14 protein-coding genes and 2 pseudogenes are annotated in these 18,842 nt (G+C 73.0%); 14 read left to right on the top strand and 2 right to left on the bottom strand.

Going from position 1 to position 18,842, the window contains the following annotated elements; all coding sequences use genetic code 11:
- Positions 1–19: 19 nt before the first annotated feature.
- The 3 genes from AXF14_RS02900 (at position 20) to AXF14_RS02890 (ending at position 3,868) form a co-directional block, all read left to right on the top strand.
- Entirely contained in the window at positions 20–946 is a 927-nt protein-coding gene (locus tag AXF14_RS02900; protein WP_169798243.1) for a glycosyltransferase family 2 protein, read from the top strand.
- 214 nt (positions 947–1,160) lie between these two features.
- Positions 1,161–2,258 (top strand): polysaccharide pyruvyl transferase family protein, encoded by a 1,098-nt coding sequence (locus AXF14_RS02895; protein WP_067940702.1) that lies wholly within the window; start codon positions 1,161–1,163, stop codon positions 2,256–2,258.
- Positions 2,255–3,868, top strand: a complete 1,614-nt coding sequence (locus AXF14_RS02890; protein ID WP_084355306.1) for a lipopolysaccharide biosynthesis protein — start codon at positions 2,255–2,257, stop codon at positions 3,866–3,868. The genes AXF14_RS02895 and AXF14_RS02890 overlap by 4 nt, the downstream gene beginning before the upstream one ends.
- A 161-nt stretch (positions 3,869–4,029) precedes the next feature.
- Here AXF14_RS02890 and AXF14_RS02885 read toward each other — a convergent pair whose 3' ends face one another.
- A complete protein-coding gene (locus AXF14_RS02885) occupies positions 4,030–4,956 on the bottom strand; it encodes an IS481 family transposase (RefSeq protein ID WP_067940698.1) in 927 nt (308 codons plus the stop codon).
- Positions 4,957–4,958: 2 nt separating this feature from the next.
- On the opposite strand from AXF14_RS02885, the pseudogene AXF14_RS02880 reads away from it, so the two are divergent.
- Positions 4,959–6,385, top strand: a pseudogene (locus AXF14_RS02880) (IS256 family transposase).
- 33 nt (positions 6,386–6,418) lie between these two features.
- On the opposite strand, the pseudogene AXF14_RS02875 reads toward AXF14_RS02880, so the two are convergent.
- A pseudogene (locus AXF14_RS02875) lies at positions 6,419–6,589 on the bottom strand (helix-turn-helix domain-containing protein); the annotation flags it as partial.
- A gap of 235 nt (positions 6,590–6,824) precedes the next feature.
- Between AXF14_RS02875 and AXF14_RS02870 the strand changes: the two are divergent.
- The 10 genes from AXF14_RS02870 to pth all read left to right on the top strand — a co-directional run bounded on the left by AXF14_RS02870 (position 6,825) and on the right by pth (position 18,820).
- Positions 6,825–7,793: an IS481 family transposase gene (locus AXF14_RS02870; RefSeq protein WP_067940696.1), complete on the top strand. Its 969-nt coding sequence runs from the start codon at positions 6,825–6,827 to the stop codon at positions 7,791–7,793.
- Between the two features lie 33 nt (positions 7,794–7,826).
- Complete coding sequence (gene mfd, locus AXF14_RS02865; protein WP_067940694.1) at positions 7,827–11,606, top strand: transcription-repair coupling factor; 3,780 nt, start codon at positions 7,827–7,829, stop codon at positions 11,604–11,606.
- Positions 11,607–11,785: 179 nt separating this feature from the next.
- Complete coding sequence (locus tag AXF14_RS02860) at positions 11,786–12,334, top strand: hypothetical protein (RefSeq protein WP_067940692.1); 549 nt, start codon at positions 11,786–11,788, stop codon at positions 12,332–12,334.
- Positions 12,335–12,502: 168 nt separating this feature from the next.
- Positions 12,503–13,789 (top strand): phosphopyruvate hydratase, encoded by a 1,287-nt coding sequence (gene eno, locus AXF14_RS02855; protein ID WP_067940691.1) that lies wholly within the window; start codon positions 12,503–12,505, stop codon positions 13,787–13,789.
- Positions 13,790–14,010: 221 nt separating this feature from the next.
- Positions 14,011–14,793, top strand: a complete 783-nt coding sequence (locus AXF14_RS02850; protein WP_067940690.1) for an FtsB family cell division protein — start codon at positions 14,011–14,013, stop codon at positions 14,791–14,793.
- An 11-nt stretch (positions 14,794–14,804) separates the two neighbouring features.
- Positions 14,805–15,395 (top strand): DUF501 domain-containing protein, encoded by a 591-nt coding sequence (locus tag AXF14_RS02845; protein ID WP_084355305.1) that lies wholly within the window; start codon positions 14,805–14,807, stop codon positions 15,393–15,395.
- 58 nt (positions 15,396–15,453) lie between these two features.
- Entirely contained in the window at positions 15,454–16,470 is a 1,017-nt protein-coding gene (locus AXF14_RS02840; RefSeq protein ID WP_067940689.1) for a Ppx/GppA phosphatase family protein, read from the top strand.
- Positions 16,451–17,287 carry a type I 3-dehydroquinate dehydratase gene (locus tag AXF14_RS14320; RefSeq protein WP_236756179.1) on the top strand — a complete coding sequence of 279 codons (837 nt, stop codon included), beginning with the start codon at positions 16,451–16,453 and terminating at the stop codon, positions 17,285–17,287. The genes AXF14_RS02840 and AXF14_RS14320 overlap by 20 nt, the downstream gene beginning before the upstream one ends.
- A gap of 228 nt (positions 17,288–17,515) precedes the next feature.
- On the top strand, positions 17,516–18,157 hold the full coding sequence (locus AXF14_RS02825) for a 50S ribosomal protein L25/general stress protein Ctc (RefSeq protein WP_067940681.1): 642 nt from the start codon (positions 17,516–17,518) through the stop codon (positions 18,155–18,157).
- 66 nt (positions 18,158–18,223) lie between these two features.
- Positions 18,224–18,820: an aminoacyl-tRNA hydrolase gene (pth, locus tag AXF14_RS02820; protein WP_067940675.1), complete on the top strand. Its 597-nt coding sequence runs from the start codon at positions 18,224–18,226 to the stop codon at positions 18,818–18,820.
- Positions 18,821–18,842 lie beyond the last annotated feature (22 nt).

Below are 18,842 nucleotides of genomic sequence, written 5' to 3'. Positions count from 1 at the left end.
CCAACGATGGGAGACCCCCGTGCCGGCCCCTTCCCGGACGCTCGACGTCGCCGTGTGCACCTACCGCAGGCCCGAGCGGGTCACCGCGCTCATCCCGCTCCTCCTCGAGCAGGGCCGCGCGCTCGAGGACGTCGACGCCCGGGTCGTCATCGTCGACAACGACGCCGCCGGCAGCGCGCGCGACGCCATCGCCTCCGCCCTCGGGGGCGAGGAGGGCCTCGTCGTCGTCGTCGAGGAGGCTCCCGGCCTCACCGCCGCCCGCAACCGCGCGTTGTCGGAGGCTGAGGACCGCGACCTGCTCGTCTTCATCGACGACGACGAGACGCCCCACGACGGCTGGCTCGCCGCCCTCCTCGCGCTCCAGGCCGAGCGGCGCCCGGCCGGCGTCGCCGGCCCCGTCCTGTCCGCCTTCGAGGCCGAGCCCGACGCCTGGGTGGCGGCCTCGCCCGTGTGGATGCGTCGCCGTCGCGCGACGGGGACGCCCGTGCCCTCCGCGGGCGCCGGCAACCTCCTGCTCGACATGAGCGTCGTGCGCCGCCTCGGGCTGTGCTTCGATCCCCGCTTCGCGTTCACGGGTGGTGAGGACACCTTCTTCACGCGCGCGCTCGTCCGCGACGGCGGCGAGCTCCTCTGGTGCGACGAGGCCGTCGCGACCGAGTCCGTCCCGGCGGACCGTCTCACCCGCGAGTGGGTCCTCACCCGGGCACGGCGGAACGGCGAGGCCTGGGCGATGGTCCGGGTGCTCACCGCCGCCCCGGGGGAGCGGCGGGCTCTGCGCGCCCGGCTCGCGGCCCGCGGCGCCGCGCTCGCGGCCGTCAACGGCGCTCGGGCGCGCCTCACGCGGGACGTCGCCCGCCGGGCCGAGCTCGACCACCGCGCCGCCGGCGCCCTCGGGATCCTCCGTGCCGCGATGACCGGCCGCGTCACCGAGGAGTACGCGCGCTGAGCGCGCCGGCCGGCCCGTCCGTTCCGGGACGGCGGCCACGGTCCCCGCGCCCGGACCGGGGCGCGTGAGTCCGCTCACGGGACGCCCGCATTCGGGCCGAGAGCGTCCTGAGTCACGGCGCCCGGCGCGCGCGGGGCGCTACCTTTGCGGAGCCTCTGAGCGCGGCGTCCTGCGGACGCCACGGCGCCCAGCCCCACCGACTGCATAGGACGACATGCGCATCCTCATCCTCTGGGCCTCCCTCGACCAGCCGAACCTCGGTGTCCGCGCCCTCGCGGTCGGCACCAAGGCCCTCGCCCAGCGCGTCTTCCCCGACGCCGAGATCGAGATCCAGGGCACCGGTCGCGGCGACGCCCCCATGGGCATCATGCGCGGTCGCAGCCTCGTCAAGGAGCGCGTCACCGGAGAGCACGGCCTCTTCGACTGGCTGAGCTCCTTCGACCTCGTCCTCGACACCCGCGCGGGCGACTCCTTCGCGGACATCTACGGCTTCGACCGCCTCAAGCGCATGTCCCTGTTCCCCGAGCTGGCGCACCGCGTCGGGGTCCCGGTCGTCCTCACGCCGCAGACCATCGGCCCCTTCACGACCCGCCGCGCCACTCTTCTCGCACGCCGGTCGCTGCGCCAGGCGAGCCTCGTCGCCAGCCGCGACCCCCGCTCGGCGGCCTTCTCCGCCCAGCTCGGCCGCCCCGTCGACGTCGAGTCCACCGACGTCGTCTTCGCCATCGACCACCCGGCCGTCGAGCGGACCCGCGACGTCGTCCTCAACGTCTCCGGCCTGCTCTGGGGCGAGAACCCGCACGTCGACGCCGCCCGCTACCGCGCCGACGTCACCGCCGTCGCCAAGGCCCTCCAGGCCGAGGGGCGCTCCGTCACCCTCCTGTCCCACGTCGTCCACGAGGACGACGCCCCCGGGGACAACGACCGCTACCCGCTGGCCGCCCTGCGCGAGGAGCTCGGCGACGTCGACGTCGTCATCCCCTCCGGCCCCGACGCCCTCGACGAGGTCCGCCGCGCCGTCGGCTCCGCACGGCTCGTCATCGGCTCGCGCATGCACGCCTGCCTCAACGCCCTGTCCATGGGCACGCCCGCGGTGCCGCTGGCCTACTCCCGCAAGTTCGCGCCGCTGCTCGCCCAGCTCGGCTGGGATCACGTCGTCGACCTGCGCGAGGACGAGGTCGTACCACGGACCCTCGCCGCCGTCGCCGACCCGCGCCTCGCCGAGGACGCGGTCACCCTGCGCGAGCGCGCCGACGGCATGGTCGGGCGCTTCTCCCAGGCGCTCGGCGACATGGGGGCGAGCCTCCGATGAGCCAGAACGAGCTCGACCCTCTCGTACCCGCCGACGACCCGGAGGGAGCGTCCGGCGAGCCCTCGAACACCCCGCTCACCGGCTCGGCCGGCGACGAGCGGATCACGGACGACCTCGGTACGGGCTCGGCCGGCGCGGACGCCGCGACCGAGGAGGGCTCGCACAACCTCGGCAAGCGCGCCGCCAGGGCCGCCGGGCAGACGATCTGGACCCAGGGCCTGCGCATCCTCGTCCAGCTCGGTAACGTCGTCGTCCTCGCGCGCCTCCTCGACGACCACGCGTACGGCGTCGTCGGCATGGTCACCGCGATCGTCGGCGTCGCGACCATCTTCCAGGACTTCGGCCTGTCCACCGCGGCGATCCAGGGCAAGCACCTCACCCGCGGCCAGCGGTCGAACCTGTGGTGGATCAACTCCGGCGCGGGGCTCGTCCTCATGCTCATCACGCTGGCGATCTCGCCCCTGCTCGCCGGCTTCTACCACGAGCCGGCCGTCGCGGGCGTCTCCATGGCCATCGCGCCGACCTTCCTCATGGCGGGCATGGTCAACCAGTACCGCGCGGACCTCACGCGAGGCCTCCAGGTGGGCAAGCTCCTCACCATCGACCTCGTCGCCTCGATCCTCGCGCTCGTCGCGGGCGCGATCACTGCAGCCTGGGACTGGAGCTACTGGGCGCTCGTCGTCCAACGCGTCGTCACCGCGCTCTTCCCGCTCATCGCCCTGCCGATCGCGGCGGGCTGGCTGCCCCGCTGGTACGACAGGCGCCAGTCGATGCGCGCCCTCCTCAGCTTCGGCGTCTCCATGGCCGGCACGCAGGTCGTCGCCTACCTGGCGAGCAACCTTGACGCCATCCTCATGGGCCGGTTCTTCGGCGCCAACACGCTCGGCCTCTACAACCGGGCCGTCCAGACGCTGCGCACCCCGCTCAACCAGTTCCGCCCGCAGGTGACGAGCCTCGGCCTGTCCGTCATGGCCAAGCTGCAGGACGACGACGAGCGGGCCCTGGCCTACCTGCGCCGTGGCCAGCTCGGGCTGGGCTACCCCGTCTTCCTCCTCATGGGTCTCGTCGTCGCCGCGGCGCCGGCGGTCGTCCGGGTCGTCCTCGGCGCCCACTGGATCGCGGCGGTGCCCTACATGCGGCTCGTCGCCATCGGCGAGGGCCTGTCCACGCTCGCCACCGTCGGCGGCTGGATCTACACCTCGCGAGGCCTCGGGCGCGCGTACCTGCGGTACACGATGCTCTCGGCCCTCATCCGCATGGCCTCGATCATCGTGGGCGCCCAGTTCGGGGCGCTCGGCGTCGCCTACGCCTACGTCGTCTCCCCGATCATCCTGTGGCCCGTCTCCATCCTGCTGGCCGGCCGCGCTGGCAACCTGCACACAACGCCGCTCGTGTGGAACGGGTTGCGGATCTTCGCCGTCTCCGCCGTCGCCACGGGCATCACCTGGGCCGTCTGCGGGGTAGCCGCCGGCCTCCCGGACGTCGTCGTCTGCCTCCTCGCCTGTGTCGTCATGGTCGCCGCGATGGCGCTGCTCGCACTCGTGCTCCCCTTCGTCCGGCACGACATGAAGGACCTCGGGACCATGGTGCGGATGATGGTCAAGCGCTGACGCCGAGCCTCCGCACCGCCTGCCGGCCCCGCCGCTCCCCGAGCGGCGGGGCCGGACCGCGTCTCCGGGGCCGGTCCCTCGCGCGAACGTCCCCGGGGACGAGGGGAGCGCTGCGCTCCCGCTGGTGGCGAAGCCGCCTGCCGGGGGCCGAGGCCGCGCCCCTAGGTGTACTGATCGGGGAGGTTGGTCAACCTCGTGATCGGTGGGAGGGCGCCGGTGGCGGTGTGGGGGCGGTGGTGATTGTAGAAGTGGGTCCATGCCGGCAGTGCGGCGCGGCGCTCGGCCTCACTGGCGTAGTGGCGGGAGTAGGCCCACCCATCAGCCAGGGTCCTGTGGTACCGCTCGATCTTCCCGTTGGTCTGAGGCCGGTAGGGCCTGGTGTAGCGGGGCTTGACCCCCAGGCGCTCGCAGGCCTGGGTCCAGGCCCGTGACCTGTAGGCGGCCCCGTTGTCGGACAGCACCCGCTGAACGACCACCCCGCGGGCGGCGAACCACGCCACCGCCCGCTGCAGGACACCGACAGCGGTGGCAGCCTTCTCGTCGTCGTGGACCTCGGAGTAGACCACGCGCGAGTGGTCATCGAGCACGGAGTGGACGTAGGCCCACCCCAGACGAGGCTGACCGTGCCTGCGCCTGGCGCCGTCGGTGGTCTGGCGGTTGTGGTCACCCTGGGTGCGTCCCACGTACCTCCAGCCACCGCCGTCGGGGATGTTGCCGACCTTCTTGACGTCGACGTGGACCAGGGAACCGGGGCTCTCGTGCTCGTAGCGGCGTACGACCTGCCCGGTGGCGCGGTCGAGGTAGGAGAGGCGGTTCAGCCTGGCCGTGTTGAGGATGCGGTGCACCGTCGAGGGTGCGATGCCGGTGCGGGCGGCGAGCTGGACGGGGCCCTCCCGCAGGCGGCTGCGCAGGCTGACGACCCGGCGTACCACGGTGGTGGGGGTGCGGTTGGGGCTGGAGTGGGGGCGGCTGGAGCGGTCGGTCATCGCCTCCCCGGCGCGGTAGCGGTCCACCCAGCGTTTGACGGTGGGCCATGAGCATTGGGCCTGTTCAATGGTTTGTGTAAGCCCTGCTGGAAGGACTGACACTGATGACCATGACGGATCAGAAGGCGCCCTCGGGTGGTGCGGGTCGTGAGGCGGTCGAGGCGCTGGTGGCCTGCGGTGGCCTGGACGGCCTGTTCGAGCAGATCAACTCAGGGCAGGTCGCCCTGACCGGCTCGGACGGGCTGCTGCCGGCGCTGCTGAAGGAGACCCTGGAGCGGGGCCTGCAGGCCGAGCTGACCGACCACCTGGGCTACGACAAGGGCGAGCGAGCCCCGGCGGCGCGGGGCAACGCCCGCAACGGATCCAGCGTCAAGACGATGGACTCCGAGGTGGGCCCCTTCGAGATCGAGGTGCCTCGGGACCGTGCCGGCACCTTCACGCCCCGTCTGGTGCGCAAGGGTCAGCGGCGTATGGACGGCCTGGATGGCATGATCATCAGCCTGTACGCCGGGGGGATTGATGCGTGCGCGAGCACCGGCCACCACCTGGAGTCCACCCTCGGGGCGGGGGCTGTCGGCGGGGACGATCAGCAACATCACCGACGCGGTCGCTGACGCCGTCCTGGAGTGGCAGATGCGGCCGTTGGAGGAGTTCTACCCGGTGATCTACCTCGACGCGATCCGCGTCAAGATCCGTGACCAGGGGCGGGTGTCCAACAGGGCGGCCCACATCGCCGTCGGTGTCGATATGGAGGGCGTTAAGCACGTGCCTTAAGGATCTGGGTGCAGGCCGAGGGGGCGCCTCGTTGAAGGGCGGGGCGTGTGCGCCCGGGCTCGGGGCCGCGGCATCCAGGACGTGCTGATCGTAGAGGGGGCACCTCCCGCACGGAGCGCAGCGCGCGGGGGCATGCGACGGGCTGACGGGCCTTGCCGAAGCGGTCGAGGCGACGTGGCCCGACTCGATGGTGCAGACCTGCGTGGTGCACCTGATCCGCTCCTGGACGGGGGTTCGTGTCCTACGGGGACCGCAAGGAAGGTCGCCGCCGCCCTCAAGCCCGTCTACACCGCCTCCAGCGCCGACGCCGCCGAGGCGGCCCTGGACCGGGTCCGCGGCCAGTCCGCTGGGGACCCGCTACCCCGACACGGTGGGGGTGTGGGAGCGGGCGTGGGAGCGGTTCACGCCGTTCCTGGCCCTCCCTCCGGCCCTGCGGCGGGTCATCTCCTCTCCCACGCCCGTGGGAGGTGCCCCCTCGACGAACTCGATCGAGCTCGCACGAGCTACCAGCTGCGCAAGGTCACCAAGAACCGCGGACACTTCCCCTGTGACGCCGCAGCCGTGAAGCTGTTGTGGCCGGCAGGTCTGCAACATCGAGGACAAGCGAGCCGCTGAGAGGACCAAGGAGACCGGCCTGACTGCCGAGCAGCGCCGCAGCCGAGGACGCCTCATCCAAGGACAGGCCACCAACGGCTGGAAGCAGGCCCTCGCCCAGCTCACCGCCGCCTACCCCAACCGAATCAACCCCTACCTCTGACAACCCCACTTACACAAAAACATTGACAGGCTCGCGGTCGGTCATCGCCTCCCCGGCGCGGTAGCGGTCCACCCAGCGTTTGACGGTGGGCCATGAGCACTGGAATCGGGCGGCGACCTCGCTGATGGGGTAGCCCTTCTCAACGACAAGGCGGGCCACCCGCTGCCGGGCGCGTGGGGTCAGGGCTGCGTTAGCGTGGGACATGAGGAGAGCACCTCTCGTACTGCTCGGTGAGACTGTCGCAAGCCCCACCCTGCCAGCACCCGGTGCTCTCCTCACCTCATACAAGCCGATCGCAGTCCTTCAACCAACCTCCCCGATCAGTACATCTAGGTGTTGGTGGCAGGCAGGTTGGTGACACTGGAAGGGTTGACGTGAAGGGGAGGACCCCCGTTGTGTGTGACTTGTCGACGCTCACACCTACAAACGGAGGTCCCCCATGGCTCACTCTAGGGCTCGGCTGAATGTCAACGGTCGGCGGCTGCTGGTTGAACGGGTCCGCACCCAGGGCTGGCCGGTGGCGCACGCCGCCAAAGCGATGGGCTTGTCCCGCCAGTGCGCCCACCACTGGCTCAAGCGCTACGACGAGCTGGGGGACGCGGGCCTGTACGACAGGTCGAGCCGGCCGCACACGATGCCCAGGCGCACGAGCGCCTCCACCGAGCAGCGTGTGCTGGCGCACCGCCGGCAGCACCGGCAGGGGCCGGCCTCGATCAGCGCCGCGACAGGGGGCCCGGTGCGTACGGTCACCGCGATCCTGCGCCGTCACGACGTGCCCCCTTTGGCGTGCCTGGATCCCATCACCGGGGAGGTGATCCGCTCCAGCCAGGCCACGACGCGCCGCTACGAGCGCGAGCGGCCAGGCGAGCTGGTCCATGTTGACGTCAAGAAGCTCGGCAAGATCCCCGACGGGGGCGGGTGGCGCGTGCTGGGGCGGGCCGCGACCCAGGCCGACACGTGCCGGCGGGGCCGGATCGGCTACGACTACGTCCACTCGATGGTCGATGACCACTGCCGACTGGCCTACAGCGAGATCCATGACGACGAGAAGGCCGACACCTGCGCCGGGTTCGTGCTGCGGGCCGCGGCGTACTTCGCGGATCACGGCATCGAGCGCATCGAGCGGGTGATCACCGACAACGCCTTCGTCTACCGCCACTCGGGCGCCTTCGCTGCCGCCGTCGCCCAGGTCGGTGCCAGGCAGAAGTTCATCAAGCCGCACTGCCCGTGGCACAACGGCAAGGTCGAACGGTTCAACCGCACCCTGGCCACCCAGTGGGCCTACCGCAGGGCGTTCACCTCGAACCAGGAACGCCGTGACGCCCTTGCCCCCTGGATCGAGTTCTACAACACTGCACGAGGCCACAGCGCACTCAACGGCAACCCCCCAACCGCCCGACTGTCATGAACCTGTCTGCCACCAACACCTAGACTGCCCGCCGTGCGCCTGACTGCCCTCCTGCCCCCGCTCCTCACCGACCCGACCACGGCTGCGCTCGTGGACGCGGCGGGCAGCCGCGCGCGCACCGACCGCTCCGTCGTCGTCGCCCCCGGGGCCCGTCCCGCCGTCCTCGCCCTCATGGCGATGGGACCCGACGGCGTCGCCCGCGCCGTCGGGCAGCGCGCCGCCGCCCCCTCGGCCGGCAACCGCCTCGACGCCGCGGGGCAGGCCCCCGCAGAGGGGGAGGGCACGCCGCTCCTCGTCCTCACCGCCACCACCCGCGAGGCGGAGGAGACCGCCGCGGCCCTGGCCTGCTACCTGCCGGAGAGCGACGTCGCCGTCATGCCCGCCTGGGAGACGCTCCCGCACGAGCGCCTCTCCCCGCGCGCCGACACCGTCGCCACCCGCCTGTCCGTCCTGCGCCGCCTCGCCCACCCCGAGGACGGCGAGACCACCGGCGACGCCTCGCGCGGCCCCATCCGCGTCCTCATCACCCCCGTGCGAGCCCTCCTCGCGCCGATCGTCGCCGGGCTCGGCGAGCTCGAGCCGATCCGCCTCGCCGCCGGCGAGGAGGCGGGCCTCGAGGCCACCGCCCAGCGCCTCGCGGACGCCGCCTACACCCGTGTCGACATGGTCGAGAACCGCGGCGAGTTCGCCGTGCGCGGCGGCATCCTCGACGTCTTCCCACCCACCGAGCCGCGCCCCGTGCGCGTCGACTTCTTCGGCGACGAGATCGAGTCCGTCTCCTCCTTCGCCGTCTCCGACCAGCGCACCGTCGAGGAGCTCGGCCCCGTCACCGCCACCGCCTGCCGCGAGGTCCTCCTCACCGACGAGGTCCGAGAGCGCGCCGAGCGCCTCAAGGGCGTCATCCCCGGTGCCGGCGACCTCCTGGAGAAGATCGCCGCCGGCATCCCCGCCGAGGGCATGGAGTCCCTCGCCCCCGTCCTCGTGCCCCGCATGGTGCCCCTCCTCGACCTCGTCGGGGACCGCCTCGTCGTCGGCCTCGAGCCCGAGCGCCTGCGCAAGCGCGCCGAGGACCTCACCGCCACCACCCAGGAGTTCCTCGCCGCCGCCTGGACGAGCGCCGCCAACGGCGGCAACGCCCCCATCGACCTGTCGGCCGCCGCCTTCGCCCACCTCGCCGAGGCCCGCGGGCTGGCGCTCTCCTCCAACCTCGGCTGGTGGTCCCTCACCTCCCTCAAGGCCACTCCGGACACCGTCGAGCTGCCGCTGCGCGACCCCAAGGGCTACGGCGGCCGCCTCGAGGAGGCCGTCCGCGACATCGGCGGCCTCGCCAAGGACGGCTGGAGCGTCGTCATCGCGACGAACGGTCCCGGGCCGGGCCGCCGCATGGCCGAGCTCCTCGGAGACGGCGGCGTCCCCGCCCGCATCGTCACCCAGCTCGACGAGCCCGCCGACCTCGGCCGGGGCGAGCCGGGCTCCGCGGGCGACGGCGCAGGTGCCGGCGACGGGGTCGTCCGGGTCACTCAGGCCAGTGCCGGCCACGGCTTCGTCTCCGAGGAGCTGCACCTCGCCCTCCTCGCCGAGTCCGACCTCACCGGCCGCGCCGGGGGAGGGCCCCGTCAGCGCAAGGTCCTGCCCGCCCGTCGCTCCCGCAAGAGCGTCGACCCGCTCTCCCTGCACCCCGGCGACCTCGTCGTCCACGCCCAGCACGGCGTCGGGCGCTTCGTCGAGCTCCTGCGCCGCGGGGTCGGATCGGCTAAGAACACTGCAAATCCAGCAACGCGCGAGTACGTCGTCATCGAGTACGCGCCCTTCAAGAAGGGCCAGCCCGGCGACCGCCTCCTCGTGCCCACCGACGCCTTGGACCAGGTGAGCAAGTACGTCGGCGGCGACAACCCCACCCTCAACAGGATGGGCGGCGCCGACTGGCAGAGGACGAAGTCCAAGGCGCGCAAGGCGGTCCGCGAGATCGCCGGCGAGCTCGTGCGCCTCTACGCCGCCCGCTCCGCCACCACCGGCCACGCCTTCGGGCCCGACACCCCGTGGCAGACCGAGCTCGAGGAGGCCTTCCCCTACACGGAGACCCCCGACCAGCTCTCCACCATCGACGAGGTCAAGCGCGACATGGAGTCGCCCCAGCCGATGGACCGCCTCATCTGCGGCGACGTCGGCTACGGCAAGACCGAGATCGCCGTGCGCGCCGCCTTCAAGGCTATCCAGGACGGCAAGCAGGTCGCCGTCCTCGTCCCGACGACGCTGCTGGTCTCCCAGCACGCCGAGACCTTCACCGAGCGCATGGCCGGCTTCCCCGTCAAGATCGCCCAGCTCTCCCGCTTCCAGTCCGCCGCCGACTCCGAGAAGGTCCTCGCCGGCCTCGCGGACGGCTCCATCGACGTCGTCGTCGGCACCCACCGCCTCATCACCGGCCAGGTGCGCTTCAAGGACCTCGGCCTCGTCGTCATCGACGAGGAGCAGCGCTTCGGCGTCGAGCACAAGGAGACGCTCAAGGCCCTGCGCACCGACGTCGACGTCCTGTCCATGTCCGCCACCCCGATCCCGCGCACCCTCGAGATGGCCGTGACCGGCCTGCGCGAGATGTCCACCCTGGCCACCCCGCCCGAGGACCGCCACCCGATCCTCACCTACGTCGGCGCCTACGAGCGCAAGCAGGTCTCCGCCGCCGTGCGCCGCGAGCTCCTGCGCGACGGCCAGGTCTTCTACGTCCACAACCGCGTCGAGGACATCGACCGCGTCGCCGCCCAGATCTCCGAGATGGTCCCCGAGGCCCGGGTCGCCACCGCCCACGGCCAGATGAGCGAGTCCCGCCTCGAGCAGGTCATCGACGACTTCTGGCACAAGGAGATCGACGTCCTCGTCTGCACGACGATCGTCGAGACCGGCCTCGACGTCTCCAACGCCAACACCCTCATCGTCGACCGCGCCGACCGCATGGGCCTGTCCCAGCTCCACCAGCTGCGCGGGCGCGTGGGCCGCGGGCGCGAGCGCGCCTACGCCTACTTCCTCTACCCGGCCGACAAGCCGCTCACCGAGACGGCCCTCGAGCGCCTGCGCACCATCGCGACGAACACGGACCTCGGCGCCGGCATGCAGGTCGCCATGAAGGACCTCGAGATCCGCGGCGCCGGCAACCTGCTCGGCGGCGAGCAGTCGGGGCACATCGCCGGGGTCGGCTTCGACCTCTACGTTCGCATGGTCTCCGAGGCCGTCGCCGCCTACAAGAAGGCCCTCAAGATCGACCCGTCCAAGGCCGGCGACGCGGCCGAGCGCGCCGGCGAGGCCGAGGCCGAGATCGACGAGGACCTGCGCGTCGAGCTGCCCGTGGACGCCACGATCCCCGAGAACTACGTCCCCCACGAGCGCCTGCGCCTGGAGGCCTACACGAAGTTCGCCGCGGCCCGCTCGGCCGCCGACGTCGCGGACGTCCTCGAGGAGCTCACCGACCGCTACGGGCCCGTCCCCGAGCCCGTCCAGCGCCTCGCGGCGCTCGCCCGCCTGCGCGCGCTGGCCGCCCACCTGGGCGTGCGCGAGATCGTCGCCCAGGGCAAGTCGATCCGCTTCGCGCCCCTCGACCTGCCCGAGTCCGGACGCATGCGCCTCACCCGCCTCTACCCGGGCACCACGCTCAAGCCCGCCACCCGCACCATCGTCGTGCCCGCACCCGGCGCCGCCCGCATGGGCGGGGGAGTGGTCGAGGGCGAGGAGCTCCTGCGCTGGGCCGAGGTCCTCCTCCACGCCGTCGTCGAGGGCGACGAGGACTACGCCACCGAGGCCACGAGGTACCGCCGGCGCCGCTGAGAGCGGCACTGACGGCGGCACCGCCGACGTCGCGACGGGTGGCGGCGCGCCGCCCGGGGAGACCGCGCGTCGCGCCCCTGGACGGTCGGGCCCTGGCGGTGCACGGCCCCGGGCTACACTCGCCCCGGACCCCGCCCGCTCACCGGACGCGGTTCCCGCCAGCAACCAAGGAGCACACCGTGACCCGTTCCGTCCCGCGCCGCACCCGCACCCGCGCCCTCGCCGCCGCCGGCGCCCTCGTCCTGGCGGGCTCGGCGCTCGCGGGCTGCTCCGCGCACCCCGGCCAGGCGGCCACCGCGTCCTACGACCTGCCCGACGGCACCCACGAGTCCGTCACCATCACGGAGAACCAGGTCCAGTCCGCGGCCACCCAGCTCAAGAACGTCCAGGGCCTCACCTCCGACGCCGTCCTCACCGACCTCATCTGGCTGCCCGCCTACGAGAAGGTCGGCAAGGAGCACGGGATCACCGTCACCGACGACGACGCCCGCTCCGCCCTCGACTCCGCCAAGCTCGACGCCTCCTCCGCCTCCCAGACGACCATCGACGTCGTCCGCTCGGTCCTCTACTCCAACGCCTTCTCCTCCCTTGACCAGGACACCCTGGCCAAGGTCGCCGTCGAGTTCCAGGACATCCAGGACAGCTCCTCGATCAAGGCCTCCCCGCGCTACGACACCAGGCGCGACTTCCTCGACACGACCGGCTCCTCCTCCGTCAAGGTCGGCTGACCGGCCGCCCGGGCCTCCCGACGGCGCCCCGCACCACGGTGCGGGGCGCCGTCGTCTCGCCGGGCGTGAACGCCCCGGATGAGAGGACCATGGCCCTCGTGCGCGTCCGCGGGGCCCGGTACTCTAGGGATCGCATCCGGATTCTCACAACAACAAGGAGCACCCACCGTGGCCCTCATTGAGAACGTTCACGCCCGCGAGATCCTCGACTCCCGCGGCAACCCGACCCTCGAGGTCGAGATCCTCCTCGAGGACGGCGCCTCCGCCCGTGCGGCCGTGCCCTCCGGCGCCTCCACCGGCGCCTTCGAGGCGGTCGAGCTCCGCGACGGCGACAAGAAGCGCTTCGGCGGCAAGGGCGTCGAGAAGGCCGTCGCCAACGTCAACGACGTCATCGCCCCCGAGATCATCGGCTTCGAGGCCTCCGACCAGCGCGGCCTCGACAAGCTCATGATCGAGCTGGACGGCACCCCCAACAAGGGCAAGCTCGGCGCGAACGCCATCCTCGGCGTCTCCCTCGCCGCCGCCCAGGCCTCGGCCGAGTCCGCCGAGCTCCCGCTCTACCAGTACATCGGCGGCCCGAACGCCCACGTCCTGCCCGTCCCCATGATGAACATCATGAACGGCGGCTCCCACGCCGACTCCAACGTCGACATCCAGGAGTTCATGATCGCCCCGATCGGCGCCGAGTCCTTCCGCGAGGCCCTGCGCATGGGCGCCGAGGTCTACCACTCGCTCAAGGCCGTCGTGAAGGAGAAGGGCCTGTCGACCGGCCTCGGCGACGAGGGCGGCTTCGCCCCCAACCTCGACTCCAACCGCGAGGCCCTCGAGCTCATCATGGTCGCCATCGAGAACGCCGGCTACAAGCCGGGCAAGGACGTCGCCCTCGCCATGGACGTCGCCTCCTCCGAGTTCTTCGACGACAAGACCAAGACCTACGCCTTCGAGGGCGAGGCCCAGGACACCGCGTCCATGGTCGACTACTACGAGCAGCTCGTGAAGGACTTCCCGATCGTCTCCATCGAGGACCCGCTGTCCGAGGACGAGTGGGACGACTGGAAGGCCCTCACCGACCGCATCGGCGACAAGGTCCAGATCGTCGGCGACGACTTCTTCGTCACCAACCCCGAGCGCCTCGCCAAGGGCATCGAGCTCCGCGCTGCCAACGCCCTCCTCGTCAAGGTGAACCAGATCGGCTCTCTCACCGAGACCCTCGAGGCCGTCGAGATGGCGCACCGCGCCGGTTACAAGACGATGACCTCCCACCGCTCCGGCGAGACCGAGGACACCTCCATCGCCGACCTCGCCGTCGCCACCAACTCCGGTCAGATCAAGACCGGCGCCCCGGCCCGCGGCGAGCGCATCAACAAGTACAACCAGCTCCTCCGCATCGAGGAGGAGCTTGGTGAGGACGCCGTCTACGCCGGCGCCTCCGCCTTCCCGCGCTTCCAGGCCTGAGCGCGGCGCGGCCGGTGACCCGGCTGCGGTGAGCAGCCCCCGGGCTGCTCGAGCCTGACGCACCGACGGGGTGCGACGGAGAGATCCGTCGCACCCCGTCGTCGCGTCCACCGGCACGACCCGCCCGCTCGCGCGGAAGTGCGCCGATCGGGTCGCCCGGACGCGCGACGCACCCCCGTCGCGTCGAGTCTCTTCCCAGGGCCGTCTGCCAGGATCGGAGCATGTCACCACGCCGCCCCGCCGCCCGACCGGGCAACCGCGCGGGCGAGCACCCGAACCCCTCGCGCAGCCGTGCCTGCGACGCCCGCGGCGCCGGATCGACGCGCCCCGCGGGCCAGGCCGAGGGCGGAAGCCGATCCAGCCGCGCCCGCACCGTGCGCAGCGCAGACCCGGCCGCCGGCACGAGCGGCTCGAAGGGCGGCCGCTCCTCCCGCGGACGGCGCACGGGCGCCGCCGGCGAGGCCGGCGCCCCCCAGCACACCGTCCTCCGGCTCGGAGGCCCCGACGGCGTCGCCGTCCCCGCACGCCTCCTCGTCCTCGTCCTCGTCCTGCTCGGCGCCTTCATCGTCACCTTCCCCTCGCTGCGCGGCTACCTCCACCAGCAGGCCCAGTACGACGCCGTCGTCGACGAGATCGCCTCCGCCAAGGCCACCTCCACCGCCCTCGAGGACCAGCTCGCCGACTGGAACGACGACGACTACGTCAAGGCCCAGGCCCGCGAGCGCCTCTCCTACGTCATGCCCGGGGAGACCACCTACGTCGTCGTCGGCGCCCAGGCCTACGAGGACGGCTCGTCCTCCTCCAGCGGCGACGCCGCCTCCAACACGGCCACCGGCCCCTGGTACGACACTCTGCGCGAGTCCGCGCGCGTCGCCGGCGAGGACGGCGAGGAGAACCAGGACCCGGCCCAGCAGGGCTGGTCCACCGCCGTCCCGACGGTCCCGACCCCGACCTCCGCCCCCACCGACCTGAACGCCTACTCCCGCACCCTCGGCGAGCCGTGAGGAGACTCCCCATGACCCAGCAGCCCACCACCCGACCCGGCGAGCCCGGAGCCGTTCCCGACGACGTCGCCGCCGGGGCCGTGCCCGCGCAGGCCACCTCCCCCGCGGACGCCGCCGTCGCTCCCGAGGACCTCGAGGCCCTCCGCGAGCAGCTCGGCCGCGTGCCCCGCGGCGTCGTCGCCATCGCCGCCCGCTGCGTGTGCGGACGGCCCACCGTCGTGCGCACCGCACCGCGCCTGCCCGACGGCTCGCCATTCCCCACGAGCTACTACCTCACCCACCCCGCGGCCGTGAAGGGCTGCTCCACCCTCGAGGCCGAGCACCTCATGGAGCAGTACAACGCCGAGCTCGCCGAGGACCCCGAGCTCACCGCCGCCTACGCCCGCGCCCACGAGGACTACCTCGCCCGCCGCGCCGAGCTCGGCGCCGTCGAGGAGATCGAGGGCGTCTCCGCCGGCGGCATGCCGACCCGCGTCAAGTGCCTCCACGCCCTCCTCGGGCACGCCCTCGCCGCCGGCCCCGGCACCAACCCCATCGGGGACCGCACCCTCGCCGTGCTCAAGGAGCGCGGCTTGTGGGACTCCGAGCGCTGCTCCTGCTGAGCGCGCCCGACCCGCCCGTCCCCCCCGTCCCGCTCGCACCCGCCAGGAGCCCGTCGCCATGACCCGCGTCGCCGCCATCGACTGCGGCACCAACACCATCCGACTGCTCGTCGCCGACCTCCGCGAGCCCGGTGCGAGCGGGCCCGCTCTCACCCCGGTCACCCGACTCAACGAGATCGTCCGACTCGGCCAGGGCGTCGACCGCACCGGTCGCCTCGACCCCGAGGCGCTCGAGCGCACCATGACGGCCCTGCGCTCCTACGCCGCCACCGCCCGCGAGCTCGGCGCGCAGCGCACCCGCTTCGTGGCCACGAGCGCCACCCGCGACGCCGAGAACCGCGCCGACTTCGTCGACGGCGTCCGCGAGGTCCTCGGAGTCGAGCCCGAGGTCGTCACCGGTGAGGAGGAGGCCCGTCTCTCCTTCGCCGGCACCCTCCTCGGCGTCGGCGGGACCGGCGACGGCCCCGAGCGCCTCGTCGTCGACCTCGGCGGCGGCTCCACCGAGCTCGTCCTCGGCCGCCGCGCCCCCGAGGCCGCCTACTCCATGAACACCGGCTCCGTGCGCGTCACCGAGCGGCACCTCGCCGACGGCGTCACGCCCGAGGCGGAGCGCGCCGCCCGCGACGACGTCCGCCTCCTCCTCGACACCGCCTGCGCCACCGTGCCCGTGGGGCGCGCCGGTGAGCTCATCGGCCTGGCCGGCACCATCACCACCATCACCGCCCACGCCCTGGGGCTGAGCGCCTTCGACCCCGAGGCCCTCGACGGAGCCCGGCTCACGGTGGATGAGGCCCTCGCCTCCTGCGACGCCGTCCTCCACTCCACCGCCGCCGAGCGCGAGTCCTGGGGTTACCTGCGCCCCGGGCGCCGCGACGTCATCGCCGCCGGCGCCCTCGTGTGGAGCGAGGTCATCGGCCGGGTCGTCGAGGAGACGGGCGCCGCCGGTCGCCCCGTGGCCGGCACCGTCACGAGCCTCACCGACATCCTCGACGGCATCGCCCTGTCCATGGGTCGGAGCGCGGACGCCGCAGGACCCGACGGCGTCACCGGCGCCCCTGAGACGCCGCGGGACTGAGTGCCGTGGCCGCCCTCGCCGAGCTCCTCACCGGCCCCGGTCCCCTGCCCGTCATCGCCGTCGCCACGACCGCCCCCGCCCCCGACGCCGACGGCGCCGCCCGGCAGGCCGGTCAGCCGGTGGCCGAGGGCGCCGAGGTCGTCGAGCTGCGCGCCGACCTGCTCGGCGATGCCGGCGACGGCGACGGCGCCGGACCGGCGGACCGGCGGACCGAGCCTCCGACGCCGTCGCCGCGCTGCGCGCCGTCCGTGCCGTCCCCGGAACCGCCGCCGTCCTCCTCACCGTCCGCTCCGGGCTCGAGGGAGGGGCCCTCGACGGCGGCGAGGATGCCTACGCGGCCCTCCTCGACGCTCTTCTCGGCTCCCTCGCGGACCTCCCGGCGGCTGACCGCCCCGACGCCCTCGACGTCGAGATCGCCCGGCCCGCCGCCGCCCTCATCGCGCGGGCCCACGCCCTCGGCCTCGACGCCGTCGCCTCCTTCCACGACTTCCACGGCACCCCGGCCGACGACGCGCTGCGCGGCCGGCTCACCGCCATGGAGACCGCCGGCGCCGACGCCCTCAAGATCGCCGTCACGCCCGCCGACGCCGCCGACGTCGCCCGTCTCCTGCGCGTCACCGCCGAGGCCTCGACCGCCCTGACCGCCCCCGTCATCACCTTGTCCATGGGCGACCTCGGGCTCGTGAGCCGCCTGACCGGCGCCGTCTTCGGCTCTGCCCTCACCTTCGCCACCCCCGGAGACCGCCCCTCCGCGCCCGGTCAGCCCCCGATCGGGCTCGTGCGCGAGGCGCGCCGGGTCCTCGCCTCCTCCCGCTGAGGGAAGGGCCCACGCGTCCGAGCCGAGTGAGCAGCGTCGCGCTGCTGCGGCGTACCGCCGTCGGGCGCGGCTCGGGTAGAGTGCCTGCGTTGCCCCGGCGAGGGACGCGCGGTCGCCCGCGCGCATCCGTGATCGACGTGGTGGTGCCGGAAGGTGCTGCGCGTCGTCGCGCCCCGCCGGACCACCAGAGCCGCGGGGCGTCTCCCCGCACCGACCGAGGAGAACCTCATGGCTAACAAGGCCACCACCCTCAAGGCCCAGAACCGTACCGACTTCGGCAAGGGCTCCGCCCGCCAGGCCCGCCGCGACGGCCAGGTCCCCGCCGTCGTGTACGGCCACGGCACCGATCCGCGTCACGTCCTCCTCGACGAGCACGCCACGCGCCTGGCCCTGCGCTCCAACGAGAACGCCCTCATCGAGCTCGACGTCGAGGGCGAGTCCGTCCTCGTCCTCACCAAGGACGTCCAGCGCCACCCGATTCGTCCGGGCGTGCAGCACGTCGACTTCCTCCTCGTCAACCGCAACGAGCGCGTCGACGTCGAGGTCCCGGTCGCCGTCATCGGCGAGCCGGAGCCCGGCACGATCCACATGATCGACTCCTCCCACATCCTCGTCTCCGCCCGCGTCGTCTCCATCCCGGAGACCATCGAGGTCGACATCACCGGCGTCGCCGCCGGCACCGTCATCACCGTCGCCGACCTCAAGCTCCCCGAGGGTGTCGAGGCCGCCGTCGACGCCGAGACCGGCGTCGTCAACGTCGCCGACGAGGAGGTCGTCACGGACGAGGTCCCCGAGACCGTTCCCGCCGAGGGCGAGGGCGAGTCCGAGGGCGAGGCCGAGGCCGCCGAGGAGGCCTCCGAGGAGGAGTGATCCTCATGGTGCCGCGCCCTCACGGGTGCGGCGCCGCCGCAGCGGAACCCTCACGAAGGAGCTCCCATGAGCGACCCCTGGCTCATCATCGGGCTGGGGAACCCCGAGGCCCGGTACGCCCGCAACCGCCACAACGTCGGCCACATGGTCATCGACGTCCTGGCAGGGCGTGCCGGGTCTCGGCTCACCCGCCACAAGGCGCGCGCCCAGGTCGCAGAGGTCCGCCTCGGCACCATGCCCGGCGGTGCCCCCGGCCCCCGCGTCATACTCGCCGAGCCCTCGAGCTTCATGAACCTCTCAGGTGGTCCGGTCAAGGCTCTCGCCCAGTTCTACGGGATCGAGCCCACGACGAACCTCCTCGTCATCCACGACGAGCTCGACCTGCCCGCCCACGAGCTGCGTCTCAAGCGTGGCGGCGGCGAGGGCGGCCACAACGGCCTGCGCTCCATCTCCTCGGCCTTCGGCACGAAGGACTACGCGCGTCTGCGCGTGGGCATCGGCCGGCCGCCGGGGCGCCAGGACCCCGCCGACTACGTCCTCTCAGACTTCCCGGCTCGCGAGCGCGACGAGCTCGCCGTCACCCTCGAGCAGGCCGCGGACGCCGTCGAGGAGGTCGTCACCCTCGGCTTCGAGGCCGCCCAGCAGAGCATCCACGCCTCCTGACGCGACTCGGGCGGCGACCGAC

Source organism: Actinomyces radicidentis, from assembly GCF_001553565.1.
GTDB lineage: Bacteria > Actinomycetota > Actinomycetes > Actinomycetales > Actinomycetaceae > Actinomyces > Actinomyces radicidentis.
Note: the sequence above shows the minus strand (reverse complement) of the source record. Positions and strands in the feature narration are given on the sequence as shown.

Coding starts and splice junctions, on each gene's coding strand:
- AXF14_RS02895 (WP_067940702.1), top strand. CDS start 1,161: ATGCGCATCCTCATCCTCTGGGCCTCCCTCGACCAGCCGAACCTCGGT.
- AXF14_RS02890 (WP_084355306.1), top strand. CDS start 2,255: ATGAGCCAGAACGAGCTCGACCCTCTCGTACCCGCCGACGACCCGGAG.
- AXF14_RS02870 (WP_067940696.1), top strand. CDS start 6,825: ATGGCTCACTCTAGGGCTCGGCTGAATGTCAACGGTCGGCGGCTGCTG.
- AXF14_RS02850 (WP_067940690.1), top strand. CDS start 14,011: ATGTCACCACGCCGCCCCGCCGCCCGACCGGGCAACCGCGCGGGCGAG.
- AXF14_RS02845 (WP_084355305.1), top strand. CDS start 14,805: ATGACCCAGCAGCCCACCACCCGACCCGGCGAGCCCGGAGCCGTTCCC.
- AXF14_RS02840 (WP_067940689.1), top strand. CDS start 15,454: ATGACCCGCGTCGCCGCCATCGACTGCGGCACCAACACCATCCGACTG.
- AXF14_RS02825 (WP_067940681.1), top strand. CDS start 17,516: ATGGCTAACAAGGCCACCACCCTCAAGGCCCAGAACCGTACCGACTTC.
- pth (WP_067940675.1), top strand. CDS start 18,224: ATGAGCGACCCCTGGCTCATCATCGGGCTGGGGAACCCCGAGGCCCGG.